The sequence below is a fragment of the Bdellovibrio sp. MYbb2 genome (genome assembly GCF_056175685.1).
Genome location: NZ_JBJKJI010000001.1, coordinates 2,017,989 through 2,039,758 on the forward strand (window position 1 = coordinate 2,017,989; position 21,770 = coordinate 2,039,758).

24 protein-coding genes are annotated in these 21,770 nt (G+C 50.4%); 10 read left to right on the forward strand and 14 right to left on the reverse strand.

Going from position 1 to position 21,770, the window contains the following annotated elements; all coding sequences use genetic code 11:
- Window position 1: 1 nt before the first annotated feature.
- On the forward strand, window positions 2-1,471 hold the full coding sequence (locus tag AC04MQ_RS09755; protein WP_015091622.1) for a fibrinogen-like YCDxxxxGGGW domain-containing protein: 1,470 nt from the start codon (window positions 2-4) through the stop codon (window positions 1,469-1,471).
- Between the two features lie 79 nt (window positions 1,472-1,550).
- On the opposite strand, the gene AC04MQ_RS09760 is transcribed toward AC04MQ_RS09755, so the two are convergent.
- The 5 genes from AC04MQ_RS09760 to AC04MQ_RS09780 form a co-directional block, all read right to left on the reverse strand.
- Window positions 1,551-1,772, reverse strand: a complete 222-nt coding sequence (locus AC04MQ_RS09760; protein ID WP_041577798.1) for a hypothetical protein — start codon at window positions 1,770-1,772, stop codon at window positions 1,551-1,553.
- 86 nt (window positions 1,773-1,858) lie between these two features.
- Complete coding sequence (locus tag AC04MQ_RS09765; protein WP_015091621.1) at window positions 1,859-3,316, reverse strand: sensor histidine kinase; 1,458 nt, start codon at window positions 3,314-3,316, stop codon at window positions 1,859-1,861.
- Window positions 3,294-3,980, reverse strand: coding sequence for a response regulator transcription factor (locus tag AC04MQ_RS09770; RefSeq protein ID WP_015091620.1), 687 nt, complete (start codon window positions 3,978-3,980; stop codon window positions 3,294-3,296). The genes AC04MQ_RS09765 and AC04MQ_RS09770 overlap by 23 nt, the downstream gene beginning before the upstream one ends.
- Window positions 3,961-6,078, reverse strand: a complete 2,118-nt coding sequence (locus AC04MQ_RS09775; RefSeq protein ID WP_015091619.1) for an LTA synthase family protein — start codon at window positions 6,076-6,078, stop codon at window positions 3,961-3,963. The genes AC04MQ_RS09770 and AC04MQ_RS09775 overlap by 20 nt, the downstream gene beginning before the upstream one ends.
- Window positions 6,079-6,113: 35 nt before the next feature.
- Complete coding sequence (locus AC04MQ_RS09780) at window positions 6,114-6,524, reverse strand: hypothetical protein (protein ID WP_015091618.1); 411 nt, start codon at window positions 6,522-6,524, stop codon at window positions 6,114-6,116.
- A gap of 92 nt (window positions 6,525-6,616) precedes the next feature.
- On the opposite strand from AC04MQ_RS09780, the gene AC04MQ_RS09785 reads away from it, so the two are divergent.
- The 5 genes from AC04MQ_RS09785 (at window position 6,617) to pdxH (ending at window position 10,433) form a co-directional block, all read left to right on the forward strand.
- Window positions 6,617-6,862, forward strand: a complete 246-nt coding sequence (locus AC04MQ_RS09785; RefSeq protein WP_015091617.1) for a twin-arginine translocase TatA/TatE family subunit — start codon at window positions 6,617-6,619, stop codon at window positions 6,860-6,862.
- The gene (gene selD / locus AC04MQ_RS09790) at window positions 6,859-7,911 is read left to right on the forward strand and encodes a selenide, water dikinase SelD (RefSeq protein WP_015091616.1); all 1,053 of its coding nucleotides are present in this window, start codon (window positions 6,859-6,861) and stop codon (window positions 7,909-7,911) included. The genes AC04MQ_RS09785 and selD overlap by 4 nt, the downstream gene beginning before the upstream one ends.
- Window positions 7,901-9,040, forward strand: a complete 1,140-nt coding sequence (mnmH, locus tag AC04MQ_RS09795; protein WP_015091615.1) for a tRNA 2-selenouridine(34) synthase MnmH — start codon at window positions 7,901-7,903, stop codon at window positions 9,038-9,040. Before selD ends, mnmH begins: the two co-directional genes overlap by 11 nt.
- Before the next feature lie 103 nt (window positions 9,041-9,143).
- Window positions 9,144-9,839, forward strand: coding sequence for an FKBP-type peptidyl-prolyl cis-trans isomerase (locus AC04MQ_RS09800; RefSeq protein ID WP_041577794.1), 696 nt, complete (start codon window positions 9,144-9,146; stop codon window positions 9,837-9,839).
- A gap of 3 nt (window positions 9,840-9,842) precedes the next feature.
- Complete coding sequence (gene pdxH / locus AC04MQ_RS09805; RefSeq protein ID WP_015091613.1) at window positions 9,843-10,433, forward strand: pyridoxamine 5'-phosphate oxidase; 591 nt, start codon at window positions 9,843-9,845, stop codon at window positions 10,431-10,433.
- Window positions 10,434-10,664: 231 nt separating this feature from the next.
- Here pdxH and AC04MQ_RS09810 read toward each other — a convergent pair whose 3' ends face one another.
- The 5 genes from AC04MQ_RS09810 to AC04MQ_RS09830 form a co-directional block, all read right to left on the reverse strand.
- Window positions 10,665-11,105, reverse strand: coding sequence for a pseudoazurin (locus AC04MQ_RS09810; protein ID WP_015091612.1), 441 nt, complete (start codon window positions 11,103-11,105; stop codon window positions 10,665-10,667).
- Between the two features lie 160 nt (window positions 11,106-11,265).
- On the reverse strand, window positions 11,266-11,832 hold the full coding sequence (locus AC04MQ_RS09815; protein ID WP_475391981.1) for a GNAT family N-acetyltransferase: 567 nt from the start codon (window positions 11,830-11,832) through the stop codon (window positions 11,266-11,268).
- On the reverse strand, window positions 11,804-12,112 hold the full coding sequence (locus AC04MQ_RS09820) for a hypothetical protein (RefSeq protein WP_015091610.1): 309 nt from the start codon (window positions 12,110-12,112) through the stop codon (window positions 11,804-11,806). The genes AC04MQ_RS09815 and AC04MQ_RS09820 overlap by 29 nt, the downstream gene beginning before the upstream one ends.
- A gap of 115 nt (window positions 12,113-12,227) precedes the next feature.
- Window positions 12,228-12,617, reverse strand: a complete 390-nt coding sequence (gene apaG / locus AC04MQ_RS09825; protein WP_015091609.1) for a Co2+/Mg2+ efflux protein ApaG — start codon at window positions 12,615-12,617, stop codon at window positions 12,228-12,230.
- Between the two features lie 51 nt (window positions 12,618-12,668).
- A complete protein-coding gene (locus AC04MQ_RS09830; protein ID WP_475391982.1) occupies window positions 12,669-13,700 on the reverse strand; it encodes an endonuclease/exonuclease/phosphatase family protein in 1,032 nt (343 codons plus the stop codon).
- Window positions 13,701-13,754: 54 nt separating this feature from the next.
- Here AC04MQ_RS09830 and AC04MQ_RS09835 point away from each other — a divergent pair, with 54 nt between their 5' ends.
- Window positions 13,755-15,296, forward strand: a complete 1,542-nt coding sequence (locus AC04MQ_RS09835) for a M17 family metallopeptidase (RefSeq protein ID WP_475391983.1) — start codon at window positions 13,755-13,757, stop codon at window positions 15,294-15,296.
- A 51-nt stretch (window positions 15,297-15,347) separates the two neighbouring features.
- Here the strand turns inward: AC04MQ_RS09835 and AC04MQ_RS09840 are convergent, their stop codons facing one another.
- Together AC04MQ_RS09840 and gcvH are read right to left on the reverse strand one after the other, a co-directional pair.
- On the reverse strand, window positions 15,348-15,773 hold the full coding sequence (locus tag AC04MQ_RS09840) for a Fur family transcriptional regulator (protein ID WP_015091606.1): 426 nt from the start codon (window positions 15,771-15,773) through the stop codon (window positions 15,348-15,350).
- A complete protein-coding gene (gene gcvH / locus AC04MQ_RS09845; RefSeq protein ID WP_475391984.1) occupies window positions 15,770-16,156 on the reverse strand; it encodes a glycine cleavage system protein GcvH in 387 nt (128 codons plus the stop codon). Before gcvH ends, AC04MQ_RS09840 begins: the two co-directional genes overlap by 4 nt.
- A 60-nt stretch (window positions 16,157-16,216) precedes the next feature.
- Here gcvH and AC04MQ_RS09850 point away from each other — a divergent pair, with 60 nt between their 5' ends.
- Both AC04MQ_RS09850 and AC04MQ_RS09855 read left to right on the forward strand, forming a co-directional pair.
- Window positions 16,217-17,002 carry a YoaK family protein gene (locus tag AC04MQ_RS09850; RefSeq protein ID WP_475391985.1) on the forward strand — a complete coding sequence of 262 codons (786 nt, stop codon included), beginning with the start codon at window positions 16,217-16,219 and terminating at the stop codon, window positions 17,000-17,002.
- Between the two features lie 76 nt (window positions 17,003-17,078).
- Window positions 17,079-17,624 (forward strand): hypothetical protein, encoded by a 546-nt coding sequence (locus AC04MQ_RS09855; protein WP_475391986.1) that lies wholly within the window; start codon window positions 17,079-17,081, stop codon window positions 17,622-17,624.
- A 35-nt stretch (window positions 17,625-17,659) separates the two neighbouring features.
- Here the strand turns inward: AC04MQ_RS09855 and AC04MQ_RS09860 are convergent, their stop codons facing one another.
- Window positions 17,660-19,066 (reverse strand): hypothetical protein, encoded by a 1,407-nt coding sequence (locus tag AC04MQ_RS09860; protein ID WP_015091602.1) that lies wholly within the window; start codon window positions 19,064-19,066, stop codon window positions 17,660-17,662.
- Entirely contained in the window at window positions 19,066-19,677 is a 612-nt protein-coding gene (locus AC04MQ_RS09865; RefSeq protein WP_015091601.1) for a DUF502 domain-containing protein, read from the reverse strand. The genes AC04MQ_RS09860 and AC04MQ_RS09865 overlap by 1 nt, the downstream gene beginning before the upstream one ends.
- A 169-nt stretch (window positions 19,678-19,846) precedes the next feature.
- On the opposite strand from AC04MQ_RS09865, the gene AC04MQ_RS09870 reads away from it, so the two are divergent.
- Window positions 19,847-21,721, forward strand: a complete 1,875-nt coding sequence (locus AC04MQ_RS09870) for a S8 family serine peptidase (protein ID WP_015091600.1) — start codon at window positions 19,847-19,849, stop codon at window positions 21,719-21,721.
- Window positions 21,722-21,770 lie beyond the last annotated feature (49 nt).

Below are 21,770 nucleotides of genomic sequence, written 5' to 3' on the forward strand. Positions count from 1 at the left end.
CATGAAAATGCGAATTGCCTTGATGATTATGATGGTGCCATTTGTGCTGGGAATAAACACTCTCAGTGAAGGCTATCGTATTCCGGTCGGGGGCTCGACACGGCTTTATCTGCCTTACGTTTCTTCGCAAGGGTCCTGTTACATTGTTACCAACAACCACGCCAGCAGTGATCTTTTTGTGCCCACAAAAACATCGACGGAATGGACCACGTTTGTCGGAGCCTCAAAGCCGGCGTTTATTGTCGCGACCCAGTGTTACCCAAAATCCTGCAAAGAGATCAAAGATCTGATGGGAAGCCCGGCGGACGGGCTTTACACGATTGATTCCGATGGTACCGGTGCAAATGGATCCTATTCAGCGTATTGTGACATGACGACTGATGGGGGTGGCTGGACACGGATCTTCCGCCACAATATTGCCGGTGGATATTTTGCCAGTACGACAGATGCTCAGTCGAAAAATACCGGTGCCCCGACGGGAAATCTTTACTCTCAACTAACGAAGATTCCTGATTTTGTGACGAACGGAAAGTATCGCTTCCGTCAGACCTGGCCGGGCTATTCAGCTTATAAGAATATCTGGCTGCAAACGACAAATCCTTTGAACGACGTTGTAGTTGCGGGCTGGGTGCCGATCATGGCAACGGCCATTACTGATCGTTGGGGTGGTTTGGAGTTGGGGAACGGGGCTCACGGTCCGGTGAACAATAATAACTCTTTGCTGGATGGTTCGGTACAGTATCCGGACTGGTGGTACGCGATCGGATCCACGGTTGCTTATGGAACGCCCGCAGGTATTCCTTCTGCGGGTGCAGTTCTGGGAACTGGTGCTGGCGTGGCGGAAGTGAATCTTTGGATCAAGGAAGATGACACATACACGACTTACAATTCCTGCAAAGCCATTCTGGATGCCGGGGCATCCATCGGATCAGGATTATACACAATCAACCCTGGTGGTGGCGGTGCGATTCCGGTTTACTGTGACATGACCACAGATGGTGGCGGCTGGACACGCATCCTGAATCACAATTTTTCCGATGGTCTGTTTGCCAGCACGGCAGAGGCACTCAGTTATAATTCAGGCGCACCTCAGGCGGGTCGTTATTCCATCATGGGACGCGTGGGTGGTTTCTATCGTTCGGGTAAACTGGAGCTTCGAATCAACTGGCCGGGTTCGGGCAGTTCAATTCGTAACTGGTGGACTCAGACCAGCAACTTCACTTCGCAGGCGATTGCTGGCTACACGGCAGTGACTGTGGAATCAACCACCAACTATTGGGGCGGTCTTGAATATAACGGGGCCATGACATCGGCGCTGGCTGAAGGCTCGGTCGGGCATTCGAACTGGTTCTATGCGGTGGGAATGCTGGCAAGTGCGACCTATGGAACTCCGTCGGGGATTCCGGCATCAGATGCGGTGACGGGCGCAGGCTCTATCGGTGTTCCGCGTGTGGAACTTTGGGTGAAATAATTCAGCAACACATTCAGAAATAAAAAAAGGGAACCCGAAGGTTCCCTTTATCACATCTTTTGCTCGTGAGAGCGAAAGATTAGTGACCAGCAGGAGCTGTAGTAGCAGGAGCAGCTGGAGCTGCAGCCGCTGCAGGAGCAGCTTCTTTAGCGTGTTTTTTCTTAGCAGCTTTTTTCTCAGCTTTAACTTCAGCGTGAGCTGGAGCAGCAGGAGCAGCAGTTGTAGCAGCTGGAGCAGTTTCGTTAGCGTGAGCAACAACACCTGCGAAAGCGATAGTCATCAAGATAGAAGCGAATTTCATAGTAACCTCCTAATGGTTCTTTGTTAGCTTCAATTGCGAACTAGAAAAGGCTAACAAACGGGGTTAAATCTTTGATTAAAAGCAGATTAAATGTTTTTAATTTCAAACCCGAACTTCGCACCTGACCCTGAATGATTCTGAGCACTTAGCTTGGCATTGTGAAGAATGGCGATTTTTTGCGCGATTGCTAAACCTAGACCAAAGCCTTTAACACGAGTCTCCATATTGGAACCGCGTGAGAAGCGTTCAAAGATGAACGGCAGTTGTTCTTCCGGGATGCCCGGGCCATTGTCTTCAACCAGCAGCTCTGTTGTCTCGCGGCCATGATTGACCGTCACAGAGACCACTTCCTGATTGGGTGAATACTTGATGGCATTTTCAACGATGTTCACAATGAGATTCGTCAGCAGGTCGTTGTCGCCACGAATAGGTTTGTGTTCTTCGCCGGTTTCATTATTAATTGTGACTTTCAGTTTGATATCTTTTGATTTTGCCAGTTTCTCAACCCGAGTCAGGGCTTCAAAAACCAGTTCGTCAAAATTCAGATCTTCCAGATTCAAGGCGCCAATCCCCGCATCCACACGAGCCAACAAAAGCATTTCCTGCACGATACTGGAAAGATTGTCCACTTCCTGCAAAGCACTTTTGATAAATTGATCGACATCGCGCTGTTCAGTTTTCTGCAGCAGTTCCATTTCACCGCGCATGATTGTCAGTGGTGTCAGCAACTGGTGCGAGGCATCCGCAACGAACCGTTCCTGGGACTGGAAGGCCTGCTGAATACGATCCAGCATTTCATTCAGCGTCAGTGACAGCTGTTTGATTTCATCGTTGGCATTGGGAACGGGGACGCGATTGGAAAGCTCGGTGACTTTGATTTCCTTGGCGATCTTAATGATATTATTCACCGGGTTCAAAGCGCGCGCCGACAGGAACATTCCGCCCAGGGTTGCCACGAACAAAACAAACGGAATACCCAGTTGCAACAGCGTCAGACGCTTTTGAATCTGGGTTTCCATCAAGGTCATTGGCACGGCAATTTGCAGCATCAACTGGGGCTTGGCGGCGTTATCCAGCGGGAATGAAATCAGGCGGTACGAATCGGCCTCGGCCGAGGGAATATTGCGGATGTGTTCGATGGTGCGATAGGTGGCTTCTTCGCCCTTCCAGATGCGTTCGAAGTCTTTTTTGTAGGGCGGGCTGAACTCGCCGAAATTTCCCACGCGCGCCAGCACGGCGCCAGAACTGTGACGCACCTGAATCAGCGCTGTTCCCAGCGGGAACGGAAGGATTTTCCCGTGATCCAGTCTTAGGGGAGGGAAGCTGAGGTCCCCCTTGATGCCGATTTCAATCCCGTCGGAAACGTCGACGCAGTAATTGAATAAAGCATCGTCGAAATCCTGTTGAAGGGTGTCGATCATCATTTGGAACAGGAACATATTAAAGAAAACGGTGGTAGCGCCAAAGATCAGCACAAAGATCAGCGACAGGCGCAGACGAATGCTGAAACTTTGAAAGAAATTATAGATTTTCTTTAAGAACATAGCCTGTACCCACCACCGTATGAATCAGACGTTTCGGGAACGGGACATCGATTTTCTTTCGCAGCAAATTGATATAGACGTCAATCACGTTGCTTTCAGAATCAAAGTGAATGTCCCAGACATGTTCGGCAATGGAAACGCGGCCCAACGGGCGCTCAGGATTTCGCATGAAGTATTCAAGCAGAGCGAACTCTTTGGAAGTCAGTGAGATTTCTTGCGCACTTCTGCGGGCTTTGCGCTGGATCAGATCCAGTTCCAGATCCGCATATTTCAGGATGTTGCTGACAGCACCGCCTTGGGACGGGGCCTTTCGGCGAAGCAGCGCGCGCACGCGGGCGTGCAGTTCATCAAAAGAATAGGGCTTGGTCAGATAGTCATCAGCACCGGCATCCAGTCCATGAACTTTGTCCTTGGTGGTGGACAGGGCCGTTAGCATCAGGATCGGACCTTCATAGCCGTCACGACGGATGTGGCGGGCGGTATCAATACCACTTTGATCAGGCAGCATCACGTCCAGAATCACCAGATCATAGTCGCCTTGGGCCATGTAAGATTCAGCGGCAGATCCGCTTTCAGCCAGGTCCACGGCATAGCCAACCTCATTGAGGCCTTTTTTCAAAAAGTTCGCCATCTTTATCTGATCTTCAACGACTAGAATCCGCATGATCCACGGGCCCTTTCTGATCTTGCTTTTCTTTCATGAAATAATAATCCAGGACACTCATCAAGGATTTGTATTTCACGGCGAGTTGTTTTTTGTGCTCGGTGTTTTCACCACGGACCAGGCGCTCATAGTGGCCTTCCCAGTCCAAAGAGATGTCATTTTCGGGTTTGCTGGTTGTCAGAACTCCGCCCGTGCGATCAGCAATCAGGTTGAAAGCATTCACCGCAAAGTCGCCGTTCTTTTCAAACAGATCACGGCCCAGCGCCGAGTAAGGAACTTCCGACAGTGCCAGATTGTAAAGTGTCGGCGCAATGTCCGCCTGGGAGCCAAAGGTCTCAGGATCCATTTTTTTGCGGATAGGTTCTGGAAGGTAAAGATAGAAAGGAACCGAGCCTTTTTGCAAAAGCTCTTGTTCGGTGAAGTTCACAATCCAGAAGGTGTGATCTCCGGTGATGGCGACGATGACCTTGTCTTTCAACGGCGAGTTCTTAAGTTTCGTCATGAACTTCGCCAGCTGATCAGAAGAATAGCGATAGGTTTTAAAGCGCTTTTCCGCCAAAGCCGCGTCACCGATCAGACGGGATTTTAGTTCATCCGGGGTTTTCAGATCCGGCACCTGATAAGAGTGCGGAAGCTGATAGGGCGGATGGTTCGTGGTGGTCATGGTCAGCATGAACTGGGGCTGGGTGCTTTCGCTTAATGTCTTATAGACATAGTCAAACAGCTCTTCATCATAAACGCCCCAGTCGTGGCGTTCTTTAAGTCCGCCAAGAGCCTCGGCCATTTCGCTTTCGCCCTCGACGGTGTCAAAGCCCTGCTTGATCGCAAACTTGTTCACTTCACGCCAGCCGGGGTTTCCACCGTACAGGAAGCGGGCTTTGTAGCCGGCACTTTTGAAAACTCTTGCGGTGCTGGAACGGAACGGCACCTGCAGGTAATCACTTTCCGTCAAAAACTCGCCAATAGGTCTTTGCGGAGAGCCAATCATCAAACAGCTAAGGCTGCCAATCGTTGCGTTGGTGCTGGACAGGAAGTTTGTCAGATAGGTGTCTTCGTTCAGGTGTTTTTTGAAGTCGCCCAGCAGATTGAATTCCGGGTTGTTATAGTTAAACCAGTAAGCCCCCATCGATTCCATCACCAGCAACAGCACATGGGGGCGGTTCTTTTCTGCCCACGCATTTTTCGGTGTCTGGCGCTTCATCAGATCCAGCGGGTCGGCCGGCACCTGATCCACCGAGATCTGATAGAAATCCGCAAAGGCCTGACGGTAATTGCCGCCATAACCATAGTGGCGCAGATTGCTGTCCCATTGGGAAATCTGCTGGGCCTTAAGTTCCACCGCGCGACCGAAAGCGCGCACACCGTTAAAGCTTAGATGATTCACGAAGATGCTTTTGGAAATCCCGGTGTCCATTTCGCTCAGTGGAAACAGCGCCAAAGATCCGCGGGCTCCGATGCCGTTTAAGACAAACAATACGAAGAAGAACAGCACAAACACCGGGTAAGAGATTTTTTGCGCGCGCCACGGAAGCCACTCACGACCTTGAGTGAAGTTGATCTTAAGACCCTTCCACAAAAGATAGGTGAAAAGCCCCAGCCCCAGGAAAATCCACACGGCCGGATAGTTGCGCCAGATTGTTTTGGTGATGGCGACGGTGTCGTCTTCAAAGTATCCGAAAATCAGAACGTTGATGCGGTCCTGATAGAAGCTGTAAAAACCAAAGTCCACGGCCGTGACAAACATCACGATAAACAGCATCACGGTGTAGTAGGGAACCAGGAAAGCGGTGAAGCGGGAATAGATTTTTGAAAGTGAAGATTCAAAACCCTTCCAGAAAGTGAAGAAGCTTAAGAACAGCAGAATCAGCAAAGGAATGGCATTCACGTAAAAAAGGACGGTGCTGTCAAAGCGGAAGCCCAGAACGAAGGCTTTGAAAACCGCGGGTGCCAGCTGGGACAGTTCGCGGGCATCGCCGAAGGTGGCCATAAATGCCCAGCGCCAGACGGAACCGATAATCAGAAAAGCGACATTCACGATCAGAATGCGCTTAAGGTATAGCCAGGATTGATTGAACCAAAGTGCCCGAGTGTTTTTCATTGAGGAAGTGAAAATCTCACTTCCCGGGCTTAGGATCAATCTGGAATTTTACCGAAATCCCATTTCTTGTTTGGGTCGTCAGGCACGATCACCGTGGATTTCGGGGCGGCGGACGCCTCGACGGTTTTGATGCGTTTATCGCCGTCAGCAGAGATCTGCACCGGAGGGCCGCCCGGCTTGCGGGATTTCTCCAGGATCTTTAGCAGTGCGCCATATTGCGGCAGGGAGCGCGGCAGGGTGTAGGCACCTTTGGCTTTCTCGCCCTCAAAGAAGACCTCGACCTCATCGGAAATCTCGCGAACAACGCGGACTTTGGCGGAAAAACTCTCTGATTTTTCCTCTTCGGCTTCCTGTTCATAGATGGAAGTGTTCATTTTCTTGGCTTTAGGTGGGTTCTGGGCCTGTGCATTACCAGCTAAGGCCAGTAGCATGATGAAACTCAGCATCGTATTTCCCCTTTCTCAATATAATGCACCTCCTTTTGTTGCCGCGCAATAGGCCTTATGCTAGGGTTTCGGTGTTCTAACGAGGAGACCTTATGAATTTGGGTTGGACAGAAATCCTGCTTATCGGTGGTATCGCTTTGCTTCTTTTTGGACCAAGCAAACTTCCCAATTTGGGACGTTCTTTGGGTGAATCCATCCGTGGCTTCAAGAAGGGTTTGAATGAAGATCCTGCCGCTGACGAAAAGGAAGCTAAACAGCAGATCACTCAGAATCCGGCAAAACCGATGACTGAGCAGCAGCCACAAACTGAAGAGAAAAAAGAAACGCACAACTCATGACTTCCAGTAAAATTTCCCTGACTCAGACGGTGCAAAAAGGGGGGTGTGCTGCGAAAGTGGCGGCCTCCGAACTGCGCGAAATTCTGAGGCAGGTGAAATTCCCGGCGGCTCATCCGGCCTTGATGGTGGATGGCGGTCTTTTTGACGATGCGGCGATTTACAAGATCAACGACGAAATCGCCCTCGTGCAAACTCTTGATTTTTTCACTCCTATTGTCGACACCCCGAAATTGTTTGGCGAAATCGCGGCGGCCAACGCGCTGAGCGACGTCTATGCCATGGGCGGAAAGCCCAAGACGGCCATGGGCATTCTGGCATTTCCGTTGGCGACTTTGCCTAAGGAAGTGATCGTTGATGTCATGCAAGGGGCCAGCGACAAGATCGCTGAAGCTGACGCCAATTTCGTGGGCGGACATTCCATTGATGACGACACTCTGAAGTTCGGTCTGTCTGTAACAGGTTTTGTAAACCCGCAACGGGTGTGGACCAATGCCGGAGCCAAAGCCGGGGATCATCTGATCCTGACCAAGCCTTTGGGCACAGGGACTTTGACGGCGGGACTGAAACGCCAGGAAGTTCAGGAAGCTGACATCATGGAAGCTTTGCAAAGCATGGCTACCGTGAACAATGCCGTGGACTATATGACTGACGTGTTGAAGGCTGAAGTGCATGCGGCGACTGATATCACGGGTTTTGGTTTGTCCGGCCATGGCATGCAGCTGGCCAATGCCAGCCAAGTCAGTCTGCGAATTTCTTTTGGTAAAATCCCGCGCTTTGCCAAGGCGTTGTCATTCCTGGAAAAAGGTTTTTTGACCAAAGCGCATCGTTCAAACGCGGAATACACCAAAGAATCCATTTCGGTGTCGGGTCTTGAATCCCTGCAACAGCATTTGTTGCATGATCCGCAGACCAGCGGTGGATTGTTGTTGTCCGTTTCCCGCGAGGTCAGTGCCGACATGGTTCAAGCCTTGCGCGCCAAATTCAAATCTGCTGAAATCATTGGAGAGGTTTTGCCTCGCCAGGATAAAGCGGTGATCTTTGAGCCTTAAAAACATCAAGCCCGATGAATTAAAACGACTGTTCCAGCAAAACATCCCGTTGATGGATGTTCGCGCCCCTGTGGAGTTTCAGCAGGGCTCAATTCCCGGAGCCGTCAATCTGCCAATCATGACGGATGAAGAGCGGGCCCGGGTTGGAACGGTTTACAAAAATCAGGGAAATGAAGCGGCCGTCAAGCTGGGGCATGAGCTGGTTTCCGGCGCCGTGAAAGAGCAGCGCGTGAACGCCTGGAAAAGTTTTGTCACGGCCAATCCTGAAGCGGTCTTTTACTGTTTTCGGGGCGGGCAGCGTTCGCGGATTTCTCAGGCCTGGTTGAAAGAGGCCGGGATTGAACGTCCGCTTTTGACCGGAGGCTATAAGGCCGCCCGCAATTATCTGATCAAACAAATTGAGGAATTTTCCGTCAGACAAGAGCTGATCGCAGTGTCCGGTCCCACTGGCAGCGGGAAGACGCATTTTCTGCGTGGACTGAAGGACCATCCGATAATTGATCTGGAGGCGTTGGCTCGGCACCGAGGCTCGGCCTTTGGCAATTGGGAAGTTCCGCAGCCCACCCAGGTGGATTATGAAAACCATCTGGCCCGTGAAATCCTGCTTCTTGAGGACAAAATTCAAGGAAAAATCAAACCGCTGGTGGAGGACGAAAGTCGTCTGATCGGGCGAATCTCACAGCCGGCGACGTTCTTTATTCGGTTGCGGTCGTCACCAGTGATCTGGATTGATGAGCCTTTGGAAGTGCGAACCGACAATGTCTTTGAAGACTACATTTTGAATTCCTCGATCGGGCAGAGTTTGGCTTCGACACCTCGCTGTGCCGAGGAAAACGACATCCTTCGTGGGCAGGCATTGCAATTGTTTGCCCGGTATCGCCAGTCTTTGCAGGCAATCCACCGTAAGCTGGGGGGATTGAGAACTCAGGAAGTCATGGCCGATCTTGAAAACGCCGAGCTGCAGTACCTGAATCATGCCGAGCTTTCAGGCAATAAAGTGTGGATAGAAAAGCTGCTGCAATATTACTACGACCCGATGTATCTGGGATCTTTGGACCGTCGTCACGTGACGGTTCTGTTCAAGGGAACCCGCATCGAGGCTGAAAAGTTCGTCCACGGCTTGCGCTGAACTAAGGCTCATTTCACTGCGCGTTATCTATTTGAAAATAAAAGAAACGAGCGCAAGATAAAGCCTTTAGTATTTAAAACAAAACCCCTTAAGAGGAGACAGCATGAATAAATTGGTCCTTGGTGGTCTGGTTGTTGCGGCTATGGCCTTCACAACAGCTTGCCAAAAGAAAGTTAAGCTCGACACTGATATGAAAAAAGCGAGCTATGCTATCGGTCAGCAAATCGGTGGTAACTTGAAACAACAAAACATCGACTTCGATGCAGATGCATTGGCGATGGCTTTGAAAGACGCAGCAGCAGGTAAAAACGAAATGTCTAAAGAAGACATGCAAGCTGCTATGATGAAACTTCAAGAAATGGCGATGAAAAAACAACAGGAACAGGCTGAAGGTAACTCTAAAGCTGGTAAAGACTTCCTGGAGAAAAACAAATCTGCAGCGGGCGTGAAAACAACTGCTTCCGGTTTGCAATACATCGTTGAAAAAGAAGGCACTGGCGCTTCTCCGAAAAAAGAAGACGTTGTTAAAGTTCACTACAAAGGTACTTTGACTAACGGCGAACAGTTCGACTCTTCCTACGATCGTGGTCAACCTGCTGAATTCCCAGTTGGTGGCGTGATCCCAGGTTGGACAGAAGCTCTTCAGTTGATGAAAGTTGGCGGCAAAGCCAAGCTTTTCATTCCACCTGAGTTGGCTTACGGTCCATCCGGTCGCCCTGGCATTCCGCCAAACTCTGTTCTTGTGTTCGACGTTGAGTTGATCGACATCGTTAAACAAGACACTAAAAAGAAAAAGTAATTAATGTTCGACATTAACAAAGACCCTTTTGAGCATTTTGACCGCCTGATGAAAGAGGCGGTCACAAAGCAGATCCCGGAAGCCAACGCAATGTCGGTGGCCACCGTGGATGAAAAGGGTGTGCCCTCCGTGCGCATCGTCTATCTTAAAGAGGTGAGCAAGGGGGGCTTTGTTTTTTATGGGAACTACAGTTCTCATAAAGGCAAAGACATCGAGACTAATCCGGTTGTCTGTCTGAATTTCCACTGGCCCGCGATCTGGCAGCAGATCCGCATTACCGGCAAAGCTGAAAAAATCTCGGCGGCTGAAAGTGACGCTTACTTCGCGACACGAGCCCGCTTAAGCCAAATCGGTGCCTGGGCAAGTCATCAAAGCGAAACGATTCCGGCCATCGACTGGTTGTCCCGCCGGGTTCAAGAATACGAAAAACAATTCGACGGCCAAGTTGTGCCACGTCCGCCACACTGGGGCGGGTGGAGAGTCATTCCCACCGAAATCGAATTCTGGTTCGGCCTGAACGGCCGCCTGCACGAACGCTATGTCTATCAGCGCACCGAGGACGGTGGCTGGAAGACATTCCTACGAAGCCCTTAGCTCCTTCTTTTAAATAAAAAGCCCCTACCTGCCCCCTCGGCTGCGAACAGTCCTCGCGGACGCCATCCCGTTGGGATGAGCTGCTGCGGAACTTGCCGACGGGACAGGTAGGGGCTTTTTATTTAAAAGAAGGGCGTCGACCTTTGTGCTTATGTCGACGCCCCGAAAAGGTGCCTGGTTGTTTTTTCTGGCGATGCTGCGTTAGTTAGGTAGCATCGCGCAGAGGGTTGGTTACTTTACTTGGTTCAAATATTTGTCCAGGCGGTCTTTGTTCATGGCGAAGGTTTTGGACATTTCTTTTGATTTGTCCTGGGCTTCTTTTAAGTTTGTTGGAGTACCTACCTGGATGACGCCGACCATGGCCATTGGCAGGTGGATCTTGCATTCGTAGACATAGACGCCTTCTTCAGTGACTTTGATTGTCAGCGGTTTGTTCAGTGGGGCGCTGAAGGCTTTGGCGCCTTTTGGAACTACCACGGAAGACACGTCGTGGGACGGGTCGGTTGGGACGAACTTGATGGTGTCGCCTTTGGCTGCTTTCAGATAAGCCGGTTCGAAGACCATGATGCCTTCTTTGCCGTTGTTAAGCATTTTGATTTCGTGGGTGGCGGCTTCTGCATTCAATGCGGCGGCCAGGATCAGTGCGGTTGCGAGTACGGTTTGTTTTAGCATGGGAAACCTCTTTCATTTCTTGACTGAGATTTCGCTCTTAAATTTCGTATTCGTCAAAAAAACTGTGAGAAGAGCATGATGTTGATCATGCTTTTCTCACTTCTTTTTCACCCGGTTTTCATTCACAGAAATGATCTTGTATAATCGGGGGTTTGAGGGGTTAAACTTCCTCTTTGGTCAGGGCCCAGATTTCCATGTCCTGCCACTTTTTATGAACCAGCAGGCGGCGTTTGCTTAAACCTTCTTTGCGCATCTTCAAAGCCTTGGCGACTTTGATGGATTTTTTGTTCGTCGGCGCGATGCCGGCTTCCACGCGGTGAAGTTTTAATTTCTTGAAGGCGATGTCGATGCAGCCACGGGTTGCTTCCTGGGCAAATCCATAACCCCAGTAGTTATTGAAAATACGATAGCCGACATAGGCGTTTTGGAAGACCGCGCGGGAAATATCCATCAGGGTGACAAGACCAATCAGCGTGCCGTCGTCTTTCAAAAATACACCGAAAGAATAAAAGTGATCACGTGCGCGCTGGTCTTTTTCGGATTTCAGAAGTTCTTTGAATTTCCTGGGGGTCAGTTCGGATTCTGCCCAGTTGGTTTCATCCCATTCATTTTGCGGAGCTCGCATGCTGGAATATGCCTGCACCCAGTTTTCATAATCAGTGGCTTCAAGGGGGCGCAGGATCAGGCGGGATGTTTTTTTAACGATGGGCAGATCTATAGACTTCATTGCTGACGAGTCTAAGCGGGATGCGCTCCAGGTTGCAATAGTAATAGGTCAGATTGTGCGAGCTTTTCACCACGGCAGTATGGGATTCGTGACCGATCATTTTCACGGTGATTTTCACCGGATGGTCTTTTTTGATCGCGACCAGTTTCGGAGTGAAATAGTTGGTTCTTTGACCTTCAACCCAGATCTCGGCGCCTTCTTGTTCAGAGACGACCATGCACAGGCACATATCGGGTTTTTCAAGGCCCAGAAGTTCTTTGAGATTTTTAAACCACGTCATAAAACGCCCCCAACGAATTGCCAGAGGGTTTAGCACGGCTTTCTTCGCAATTTCCAGCCAAAAACTGAAAACTGGACCATGTAATGTTCAAAAGCGATTTAGGAACAGCAGGGAATTAATGCAGCGCCAAAGGAGCGATCAGATAAAACTCCGGTACTTCCACCGAGAAGCTCTCGCCACTTTCACCCACGAAGAAATAACGTCCCACCATACTGCCGGTGGACGTTGTCAGAGGGCAAGCGCTGTCATATTCAAAGGTTTGACCGGGCTGAATTTTGGGCTGTAATCCGACAACGCCAGGGCCGCGGACTTCTTCTTTTTTGCCCAAAGCATCGGTGATAACCCAGTGACGGCTCATCAGTTGGGCAGGGGTTGATCCGGTGTTGGTGATGGCAATTTTATAGGCAAAGAAATGATAGCCTTCAGCGGGGCGCGACTCTGTAGGGACGTAGACGACTTTCGCGGTGATTTGGAAATCAGGGATTGAAGTTTTTTGCATTGCCATAGTGACATTTAGAATAAATTTGACCGTGAAAAACGTCAATATGTTGGCTTCTTATTTCAAAGGAAGCTTCTCAATTTCGAACACCAATGGATAATGATCCGAAGGCAGACTTAATTTGGCATCCATATTGCGGGGGATGTCGTGAGCCATTCCGAACTCATCTTTGTAGCGATGCACATAAGCCGACACCGGCTTCAGATAAGGGTGCAGCAGGGGTGGGATGAAAACAAAGTCAATTTGCCGCCCGTCGGCCCGTGAAGAATTGCGGACTTGATAAAAGGTCGCACGTTCCTCAAATTCCAGCTGCGCCACTTCCAACACGTCGCGCAGCGAAGTGAGGCTATAGATGTCTTTGAACTCTTCATCGGTGCCGGTGACGCTGGCGTTGCCATTAAAGTCGCCCGCGACCATGACCGGCACCAGCGGGTGGGTTTTTTCCAGTTCCTGATAGATTTCGATCAATGTGCGCAGCTCGGCCTGACGTCGTTCAAAGCCGTTGGGGTCAATTCGCTCCGGATCCAGCCGGGACTTTAAGTGCGTCAGCAGGATAATCATGAACGGTTTGTCCCGGTCCGTTTTGAAAAGCTTCAGTTCCACGACGTCCCGGGAAAACTTGTGGCTGGTGGTGATCTTGCCGCCCTTGACCGGATAGCCGTGAGCCAGGCTGTCGCGCTCGTGCGGATACAGGTAATTGATCAGGCGGTGCTTGTTGGACTGAAGGTCAAAATAGAACGGCAGCCCTTTGCGGATCAAAAACCCCACGTCGATGTTGCGTTCCGAGTTTCCCTCAATCAGACAAGGGGAATAGGCTTCATCCATAAAGAGAAGGTTGAAGTTATTCAGTGATTCAAGTCCGCCCACTTCACACAGCATGATGATGTCGGCGTTGATCTCTTTGAGGGCTTTGGCGATATCCTGAGTCTTCTTCAGAGGTTTGTTTTCATAGACCGACGTGGACAGACGCTGCCAGTGAGCTTCTTTCAGGTTCAGAGCATCCTTGGACGGGATTCCATCAAACATCAAAAACAGGTTCTCTGCATTGAGTAAGCAAAATTTTAGGTTTGTGGTCTCTGTCCACGTCATATTATGATTCTACGGAATATCACCCTAATCACAAACTAAAAGTGAGGATTTAAAGTGGCTAAAAAAGCGACTCCAGCAGCAAAGGCGGCGGGGAAGCTTCAATTCCATTCCTGGATTGAAACTTTCGACTTCGGAAAAGAACTTAAAGTAAAAAATGAAATGACAGGCTTTGTCTATTTCCTAGGGGTGGATGACTCTGCAAAGTTCGCTTCCCTGATTGAAGAGCATGGTTTGGCTTGGCAGGCAAAGACCCTGAAACAGAATGACCGTGAGGTTGTTTATTTCGCAGGCAGCAACGGCCCGGTTTGGATTCTTCGTCCACGCAAAAAAGCCAGCGTGGGCCATGACGGTCTGATTGATGAAGCAGCTTATTCCTGGGCTCGTGATCAGTTCGGCACTTTGGTGAGCCAGTTGAAAGCTCACCACCTGAAAGCAGTTCAAATGGAATTCCATGGCACTGAAGGAGCTCAGGATCTGGGCGCTTTGGTTGGTTTGGATGTGGCAGTTTATAACTTCCGTCAGTTCGTTGACGGCAAGCAACTGACCGATCTGCCAAAAGTGGCATTGAGAAAATCTCTGGGTTCTTGGGATAAAGCGGTCGTGAAGGATGCAATGTTGCGCGCGCGCGCGGTTAACGTGGCCCGTCACATGGTGAACTTGCCACCGAATGATCTGAATCCGAAATCTTTCGCGGAAATGGCAACCAAACGCCTGGGCTTCCCGAAAAACACCAAAGTCACTGTTTGGGACACCAAAAAGCTGGTTTCCGAAAAAATGGGTCTGCATGTGGCCGTAGGGCAGGGAGCTGAAAACGGTCCTTGCATGGTTCACCTTAAATACCGTCCGGCGAAGAAATCGGCTTTGAAGCCGGTGGCTATTGTCGGTAAAGGGATCACTTTTGACACCGGTGGCTTGGATATTAAACCAAGCTCAGCAATGCGTCTGATGAAGAAAGACATGGGTGGCGCGGCCAGCGTGATCGCCCTGGCTCAGTGGGCTGCGGAAAGCAACTATCCGGGTCCTTTGGATTTCTATCTGGCCTTGGCTGAAAATGCGGTGGATGGAAAGTCCTTCCGTCCGGGGGATGTGATCACGGCCCGCAGTGGGATGAAAGTTGAAATCGACAACACCGATGCGGAAGGCCGCTTGGTTCTGGCGGATGTTTTGGATGTGGCCTGTACGCAAAAAGGCACAGAAGAAGCCGAGCTGGTGATTGACGTTGCGACCCTGACGGGTGCTATCAAGGTGGGCTTGGGGGCTGAAATTGCCGGTCTGTTCTCGAACGATGATGAACTGGCCGCGGCTTTGACCAAAGCCGGTCAGCGTTCCGGTGATTTGAACTGGCGCATGCCTTTGTTTGAAAAGTACTGGGGCGATCTGTCTTCACCGTTTGCGGATTGCAAAAATTCCGGCGGCGGTTTCGGTGGCGCTATTACGGCGGCATTGTTCCTGCAAAAATTCGTGCGTGGAAAAAAATGGGCGCACTTGGATGTGTATGCATGGACGGACAAGGCTCAGGGGGCTTTGCTTTCCAGCGGCGGCAGCGGCCAGCCGGTTCAGTGCTTGATTGAGTTCCTGAACTCCCGTCTGAAATAGTTCTTTTAAAAACCCGCACCTGATAAGTGCGGGTTTTTTAGTCGATGGGATTTATTCGCACTGGGAACAGTGGCCATAAAAGACGACGGACAGATTGGCTTTGGCGAAGTCGTGGATTTCCTTCAATGTCTTTTCGATGCGTTTGAAAAGGTCCTCATTGCCTTTGATCACTTTACCGCAGGACTTGCAGATGCAGTAGTGATGTGGCTTTTTGTCGAAGATGTACTTAAAGACTTTTCCCTTCTGCGGAATATGCAGTTCCTGAATAACATCCAAAGAAATCAATTTTTCAATATTGCGATAAATCGTCGTGCGGTCCGCTTTGGGCAGATGCTTGGTCATGAAGCTTTGCAAATCTTGGGGGCGGACAGGGTGATTCTGATGATCCAGGAAAAACTGGATCATCAGCTTTTTGGAAGCGGTCATGCGCAGGCCGTGAGACTTTAAAAAAAGAACTAAGTCGCGGTGCTTTTTCATTTGCTGATCAGGGCTTTGTAGTCCCGGGAGCGAATCAGACTGGAAAGGTCGCGCTCGTTGTCCATTTCGATACGAAATAGCCAACCTTCGCTCATTGGATCATCATTGAGAGGCGTGGGATCTTCAATCAGGGAGGCGTTGACCTCCAGCACTGTGCCATTGATGGTGGAGATCAGATCATGGATGTTCTTCACGCTTTCAATGGAACTCAAGGTGTGGCCCGGGGTGGTGTGCTGACCCTCTTCAGGAAGCTCCATGTAAAGAATTTCGCCCAGGCGTTCCAGGGCATATTCGGTCAGGCCGATTGTCGCGAGATTCTCATCGACGTGCAGCCACTCGTGATTGGTCGTGTAATACAGTTCTTCGGGCAAGAAATAGGGCATGACGTCTTCGTGCCTTTTTTGTGCCGAAGAGTCAAGTTGTAATTGCATCATGTTGCAATAGTGAGTATAGCAAAGAGTGTTATGATCTACGGCAACGAGTCCATTTCCCATTATACCAAAAGTAATATTTCCGTATGGATGCTGATGGCTTTGCAGGCCGGGGTTCTCAATATCGGGGGCTTTATGGCCTGCCATCGTTTTGTTTCTCATGTGACCGGTTTTGCCACGTTTTTTGGTTTGGAGTTGGCGAAGGGACGACCGCGATATGCCTGGGGCATGTTGCTGGTGCCTTTGTTCTTTTTGTTTGGGGCCATGTTGAGCGGTCAACTGGTGGATATCCGCCTGAAGCTCCGAAAGAAGCCCAAATACTATATCGCCTTCGGTTTCATCTTCTTTTTGACTTTGGTGGTCTTTGTCGGTGGAGTCTTGGGCTTTTTTGGCACATTTGGTGAGCCTTTGGGGGCTCGTCGGGATTTTGTGCTGCTTGCTTTGTTGTGTTTGGTCTGTGGAGTTCAGAATGGCACTATTACCACCGTGTCCCGTTCTGTGATTCGAACGACACACTTGACGGGGATTACCACTGATTTGGGGATTGGCTTAGTGCGTATTCTGAACCGGCATAAGCTGCATGATGTGGAAAATGAAGAAAAGGCCACCTTGATGCGCTTGGGGATCATTCTGTTTTTCGGATTGGGCTCGGTGTTGGGCGGGTATGTTTTTTCCAGATACGGGCATTTGGGTTTTCTGTTGCCCGTTTGCAGCTCTGGGATTTTGTTTGTGGCGATGACTTACTTCCGGTTTGCCAAAAAATTCCAAACTTCTCTCCGGGGCCATTCTGACTCCTGATTTTTTGGCCTGGATCTTGCTTTTGTAACTTCCGTCTTCTCAATGGGGGAGAAGAAAAACACCGGGGGTTGTGATTATGTCGCTTATAAGAAGTTCTTTGGTTCTGGTTCTTTCTGCATCCTGTTTTCTTTTTGCCCACAGCGCCGGGGCGCAGGATCGATCGGCTGAACGCATCCGCATTCTTGAAACCCGCGTGAATCAATTGGAAGGCGTCATCAGCCAGATCAATCAGCGCGTTTCCAATCTTGAGTACAATCAAAGACCGGAACCATACCCACCTCCAGCTGCTTTGGATGTGGCCTGCATGATCACTGATTCCGGCTACAGCAAAGTTTTTCTGGGAAAAGGACGTATCAAACTAGAGGCGGAAGCGTCCGCTCGTGAAGCCTGTGGCAAGGGTGTTCACGCCAGCTACTGCCAAGGGGCGGTGAAGTGTTCTGACCCGCGCACCGAGCGCCCGATTGCCGGGGCTATTTGCATGTTAACTGATTCCGGTTACGGAAAAACATTCAAAGGGGAGGGGAAATCATTGGTAGAGGCTGAATTCAATGCACGCAAATCCTGTGGCGATCAGGTGCACCCATCTTACTGTGTGCCGAACGTTCGCTGCGACACTTTCTAAGAATTTAAATTTTAATTTGAAAGGAACTTCGGCCTCTATCTGAGGCCGAATAGTTTTTTAGACTTGATCAGATCACGAGCACTTGGCGGGACCAGTTGCTCCCATTGAGAATCACCGGATTCAATCATCTTCATCACATCTGCAGAATGCAAATAGTCACCAGTCTCGTCACAGCCTGAGATGTCCACGATCTGCTTGTTTTCAATGAAATGAGCATAGATATGGCGCAGGTGCGGGGACGGGAAGAAGCTTCTTGCCGTCAGGCACAGATTCGGTGTCTTGTGCGGATAGATATACAGTTTGGTTTTTTGCTCTAACAGTTTGCCAAGACCTTCCAGTAGACCACCTTGCAGGTTGCTGTAGTGCTCTTCTGTGAAGAGCTTGTTCAAGTGGCTTGCACCCACAACCAGCGCCATAAAGTGCGGGTTGTAGCGACGGATAAAGCGTTTCAGTCCATAGAACAGGAAGAAATTGGAAATCATGACGTGCACACCCTGACTGGTCAGGGTTTCCACGCGCTCCAGGAAGTCCTTTTCATTGACGTGTCCGTCAGTGGTCAGATTGTGCATGGTCAGTTCCATGATCGGCAGAACTTCCAGGGCTTTGCCCTCGGTTGCCAGAACGTCGCCCTTCATCTGCTCAAGGCCTTTTTTCAGAACATCCATGTGGGTCACTGTGACCGGGCGATAGGTTCCACGCTGAATCAGCAGCGATTTGCCATAGATGGCGTCAGACACATTCAGGATCTCGTTTTTAGGCGAGAACAAGATCGCTTCCGCCAAGCCACGACGAACCAGTTCCAGATTCATCAGGCGCACGTCGAAATGCTTCACGGCTGCGCCCGAGAATTTGATCACATCAATAATGATCTGGCCGTCCTTCAGGCCCTCAGCCAGCAAAGGAATGAAGTCTTCGGGTTTATCCAGATGATAAAATGCACAATTCAAAAGATTCACACCCAGGATGCCCAGAGCTTCCTGTTGTTGCAGGCGATGACGATCCAGCATGCGCACATGCAGAATGATTTCATTGGCCGGGCCGCCGGGTTCCGCCTGGAAGCGCACACCCATCCAGCCATGGGACTGCTTATTGCTGCTGGAAGAGGCTGTCGCCACAGTATTGGCCAAAGCGAAGAATCGGGACGTGGCACCGCGCGGGCCTGTCAGTCGATCGATCAACAGGCTGTATTCGTGATCCAGCATCTTGTATAGGCGCGGTTCACATACATATCGGCCGTTGGCTTCTTTGCCATAGATGTCATCGCTGACAACCATGTCATAGGCCGAGATGGTTTTGGCGATGGTCTGAGACGCTTTACCAGCCTGGAAGAAGTGGCGGGCCACTTCCTGACCGGCGCCGATTTCAGCAAACACGCCGTAACGACTGGTGTCCTGATTGATACGACGGGCTTTGCTCAGGGTGTTTTCAGAAGAATCAGACATTACTTTTTCTCGCCTTCGTTTTTGTCGGCCTTCACCCAGCCGGTGATGGCAAGACTCATGGCTTTTTCAATCGGCATATCCAGCGGAGTGATGCGATTTCTTGGAATCATCAAAGTAAATCCACCCAAACCATAGCTCATTGGAATATAAACTGCGACGCGGTCCCCGGCATTTTGTTCAATGGCAGGAACGTCTTTGAAGCTTTCACGGGTCACAAGGCCCATGGCGCGGATCGGGGTTTCGCCCTCACCAATATCCACCAAGACAACTTTTTGCAGACCGCCCGGGCCTCCACCCTTGGAAAACAGATTCATCAGGTCGCGCAGGGGACTGTAGATGGCTTTGATGAAGGGAACTTTGGTCAGCTTTTGTTCCAGCTTTTGGAAGATACCGCCCGCCAGAAGGTTGTTCAGCATCAGACCCAAAAGAAGAATCAGCACAATCGTGATCAGGAACCCCAAACCCGGGATATAGATTGGCAGAATCTGGCGAAGAGCGTCCCCAAGGAAGCTGTCTACAATCGCGACGCCGGCGTAAATGATATAGATTGTCAGTGCGATCGGCAAAAATGTAACGAGGCCCTGCAAGAAGATCTTCTGAAGTTGTTTCATAGCTAGATGTCCTGTTCTCTGATGACCTATCGGCATTAAATAGATATCAGCTAAGCCCGCGGGCTTCAAGTTCTGACGCTGTCTCACTGTGAGACGCAGAATAAAAATAATTTGTCTAAATCCTCCTCGACTTCCGGCCGAATAGTAACTGAGTGGAAAAGGAGAACCGGTGACGCCGATTCTAAGAGGTCTTTTTATTTCATTGATTCTGATTGGGTGGAATGCGGGGGCGCAGTCAGCTCCTGAAGCTGTTCCTGGCGAGTATCTGATCAAGTTCAAGGCCTCCGCTGGAGGATCCGGGCTGGCTCAGACCAAATTGCAGGGGAAAGCCAACTTTAAGTCCGCCTTTCCGGGCTTGGGTGTGTTCCAGGTGTCTATGAAGTCTGACATGGACGAAAAAGCCATGTACGAGGCTTTAAAGAATGACCCGGATGTTGAATATATTGAGCCCAACTTCATTTTGAAAAAGAACGAAGTGGAGCCCAACGGTCCTGTCGAACGTCTGTCTTATGAAGACGTCGTGGCGTCAGGTTATGTGTCCTCAAATCCTTCCGTTTATTCCCAGTCCACGGCCGACACGCGTGTTGCTGAATCCTGGTCTCAGCAATCAGCGCTGGATTCATCCCATGGCAAAGTGATTGTAGCGGTGGTGGATACCGGGCTGGACAAAGCCCATGATGTTTTCAAACCTTACAGCTCGGGCGGTACGGGCGCGCTTTGGATCAACCAGATCGAGGCCAATGGAACTCCGGGGGTTGATGACGATCAAAACGGATATGTTGATGACATCAACGGCTGGAACTTTATTTCCAATACCGGAAACTTCTATGACGACGACGACCACGGAACCCACGTGGCGGGGATCGTGGTGGGTGCGGGCCAGAATATCTTTGCCCGTCCTTTGGCAGAATCCAAAATCCAGGTGATGCCTTTGAAATTCCTGGGGGCGGGTGGTTCCGGTTCCACAGCCAATGCGATTAAAGCTATTTATTATGCCGTGAACAATGGCGCGCGCGTGATCAATAATTCCTGGGGTGGTTCGACTTACAGCCGCTCTTTGCATGATGCGATCACATACGCTTACGACCATCACGTGCTGGTGGTTTCGGCTGCCGGCAACTATGGCAGTAATAATGACTCGGCTCCGATGTATCCGGCCAACTATGATGTTCCAAGCAATATCGCTGTGGCTTCGACTTCCAAGTGGGATGACCGCTCGGGCTTCTCGAACTATGGCAGTTACACCGTTCATGTGGGCAGTCCGGGTGAATATATTGAAAGTACCGTTCCTGGTAACGACACAATGAAAATGTCCGGCACCAGTATGGCGGCTCCGTTTGTGGCGGGGATGGCGGCTTTGGCCTTGCGCGAAGCGACCAGTCTTTCCGGATATCAGATCAAACAACTGGTGTTGCAGTCCGCGGATCAGGTGTACTCCCTGAACGGCATTGTTTCTTCCAGTGCGCGTATTGATGCTTTAAGTCTGCTGAATGGGGCGCAAAGCATGTCGTCGACGATGGCTTCTCAGCCGTCGTACAAGCCATCTTATTTGTCTGAACGAGGTGTGGCTTCTGATGCTGCTGCTGGCGGCGGCGGTTGTGGCCTGGTTCGATCCGTTGTCAACCAGGGCCCGGGAGCGGGCGGTGGATCCGGCGGCAGTGCTGCGGGTGTTGTTTTCGGATTGCTGATGGTGCCTTTGATCTTGTGGCAGGTTCTGCGTGCTCGTGATCCGAAAGCGCGCCGTAAGCATGATCGCTTCAAGATGAGTTCAGAAATCCGCGTTCAGGTCGGTGAGCGTGAACTGGTGGGTTCTGTGAACACGATCTCTCAGGGTGGTTTGTCATTCAATACAGATCAGGCGCTGGAAAAAGGCGGTATCGTCACCATGCGCATCCAAAGCCCGGATGGCCACGAGGTCATCGAGGTGCAGGGTCAAGTGGTCTGGTGCGAAGAAAACAAAGCCTACGGGGTCGCCTTCGAGAACGCTCGAACCGGAACCCTGGCGATGATCCGCGACTGGACATCGGGACTTATTAAAACTTAGAGTACTGAAGTTAAGAAATAAAAAAGGGAGTCGAAAGACTCCCTTTTTT

What these genes read in the sequence shown, in the direction of transcription:
- AC04MQ_RS09755 (WP_015091622.1), top strand. Translation starts at nt 2, where the DNA reads ATGAAAATGCGAATTGCCTTGATGATTATGATGGTGCCATTTGTGCTG.
- AC04MQ_RS09760 (WP_041577798.1), bottom strand. Translation starts at nt 1,772, where the DNA reads ATGAAATTCGCTTCTATCTTGATGACTATCGCTTTCGCAGGTGTTGTT.
- AC04MQ_RS09765 (WP_015091621.1), bottom strand. Translation starts at nt 3,316, where the DNA reads ATGTTCTTAAAGAAAATCTATAATTTCTTTCAAAGTTTCAGCATTCGT.
- AC04MQ_RS09770 (WP_015091620.1), bottom strand. Translation starts at nt 3,980, where the DNA reads ATGCGGATTCTAGTCGTTGAAGATCAGATAAAGATGGCGAACTTTTTG.
- AC04MQ_RS09775 (WP_015091619.1), bottom strand. Translation starts at nt 6,078, where the DNA reads ATGAAAAACACTCGGGCACTTTGGTTCAATCAATCCTGGCTATACCTT.
- AC04MQ_RS09780 (WP_015091618.1), bottom strand. Translation starts at nt 6,524, where the DNA reads ATGCTGAGTTTCATCATGCTACTGGCCTTAGCTGGTAATGCACAGGCC.
- AC04MQ_RS09785 (WP_015091617.1), top strand. Translation starts at nt 6,617, where the DNA reads ATGAATTTGGGTTGGACAGAAATCCTGCTTATCGGTGGTATCGCTTTG.
- selD (WP_015091616.1), top strand. Translation starts at nt 6,859, where the DNA reads ATGACTTCCAGTAAAATTTCCCTGACTCAGACGGTGCAAAAAGGGGGG.
- AC04MQ_RS09800 (WP_041577794.1), top strand. Translation starts at nt 9,144, where the DNA reads ATGAATAAATTGGTCCTTGGTGGTCTGGTTGTTGCGGCTATGGCCTTC.
- pdxH (WP_015091613.1), top strand. Translation starts at nt 9,843, where the DNA reads ATGTTCGACATTAACAAAGACCCTTTTGAGCATTTTGACCGCCTGATG.
- AC04MQ_RS09810 (WP_015091612.1), bottom strand. Translation starts at nt 11,105, where the DNA reads ATGCTAAAACAAACCGTACTCGCAACCGCACTGATCCTGGCCGCCGCA.
- AC04MQ_RS09815 (WP_475391981.1), bottom strand. Translation starts at nt 11,832, where the DNA reads ATGAAGTCTATAGATCTGCCCATCGTTAAAAAAACATCCCGCCTGATC.
- AC04MQ_RS09820 (WP_015091610.1), bottom strand. Translation starts at nt 12,112, where the DNA reads ATGACGTGGTTTAAAAATCTCAAAGAACTTCTGGGCCTTGAAAAACCC.
- apaG (WP_015091609.1), bottom strand. Translation starts at nt 12,617, where the DNA reads ATGGCAATGCAAAAAACTTCAATCCCTGATTTCCAAATCACCGCGAAA.
- AC04MQ_RS09830 (WP_475391982.1), bottom strand. Translation starts at nt 13,700, where the DNA reads ATGACGTGGACAGAGACCACAAACCTAAAATTTTGCTTACTCAATGCA.
- AC04MQ_RS09840 (WP_015091606.1), bottom strand. Translation starts at nt 15,773, where the DNA reads ATGAAAAAGCACCGCGACTTAGTTCTTTTTTTAAAGTCTCACGGCCTG.
- gcvH (WP_475391984.1), bottom strand. Translation starts at nt 16,156, where the DNA reads ATGCCCTATTTCTTGCCCGAAGAACTGTATTACACGACCAATCACGAG.
- AC04MQ_RS09855 (WP_475391986.1), top strand. Translation starts at nt 17,079, where the DNA reads ATGTCGCTTATAAGAAGTTCTTTGGTTCTGGTTCTTTCTGCATCCTGT.
- AC04MQ_RS09860 (WP_015091602.1), bottom strand. Translation starts at nt 19,066, where the DNA reads ATGTCTGATTCTTCTGAAAACACCCTGAGCAAAGCCCGTCGTATCAAT.
- AC04MQ_RS09865 (WP_015091601.1), bottom strand. Translation starts at nt 19,677, where the DNA reads ATGAAACAACTTCAGAAGATCTTCTTGCAGGGCCTCGTTACATTTTTG.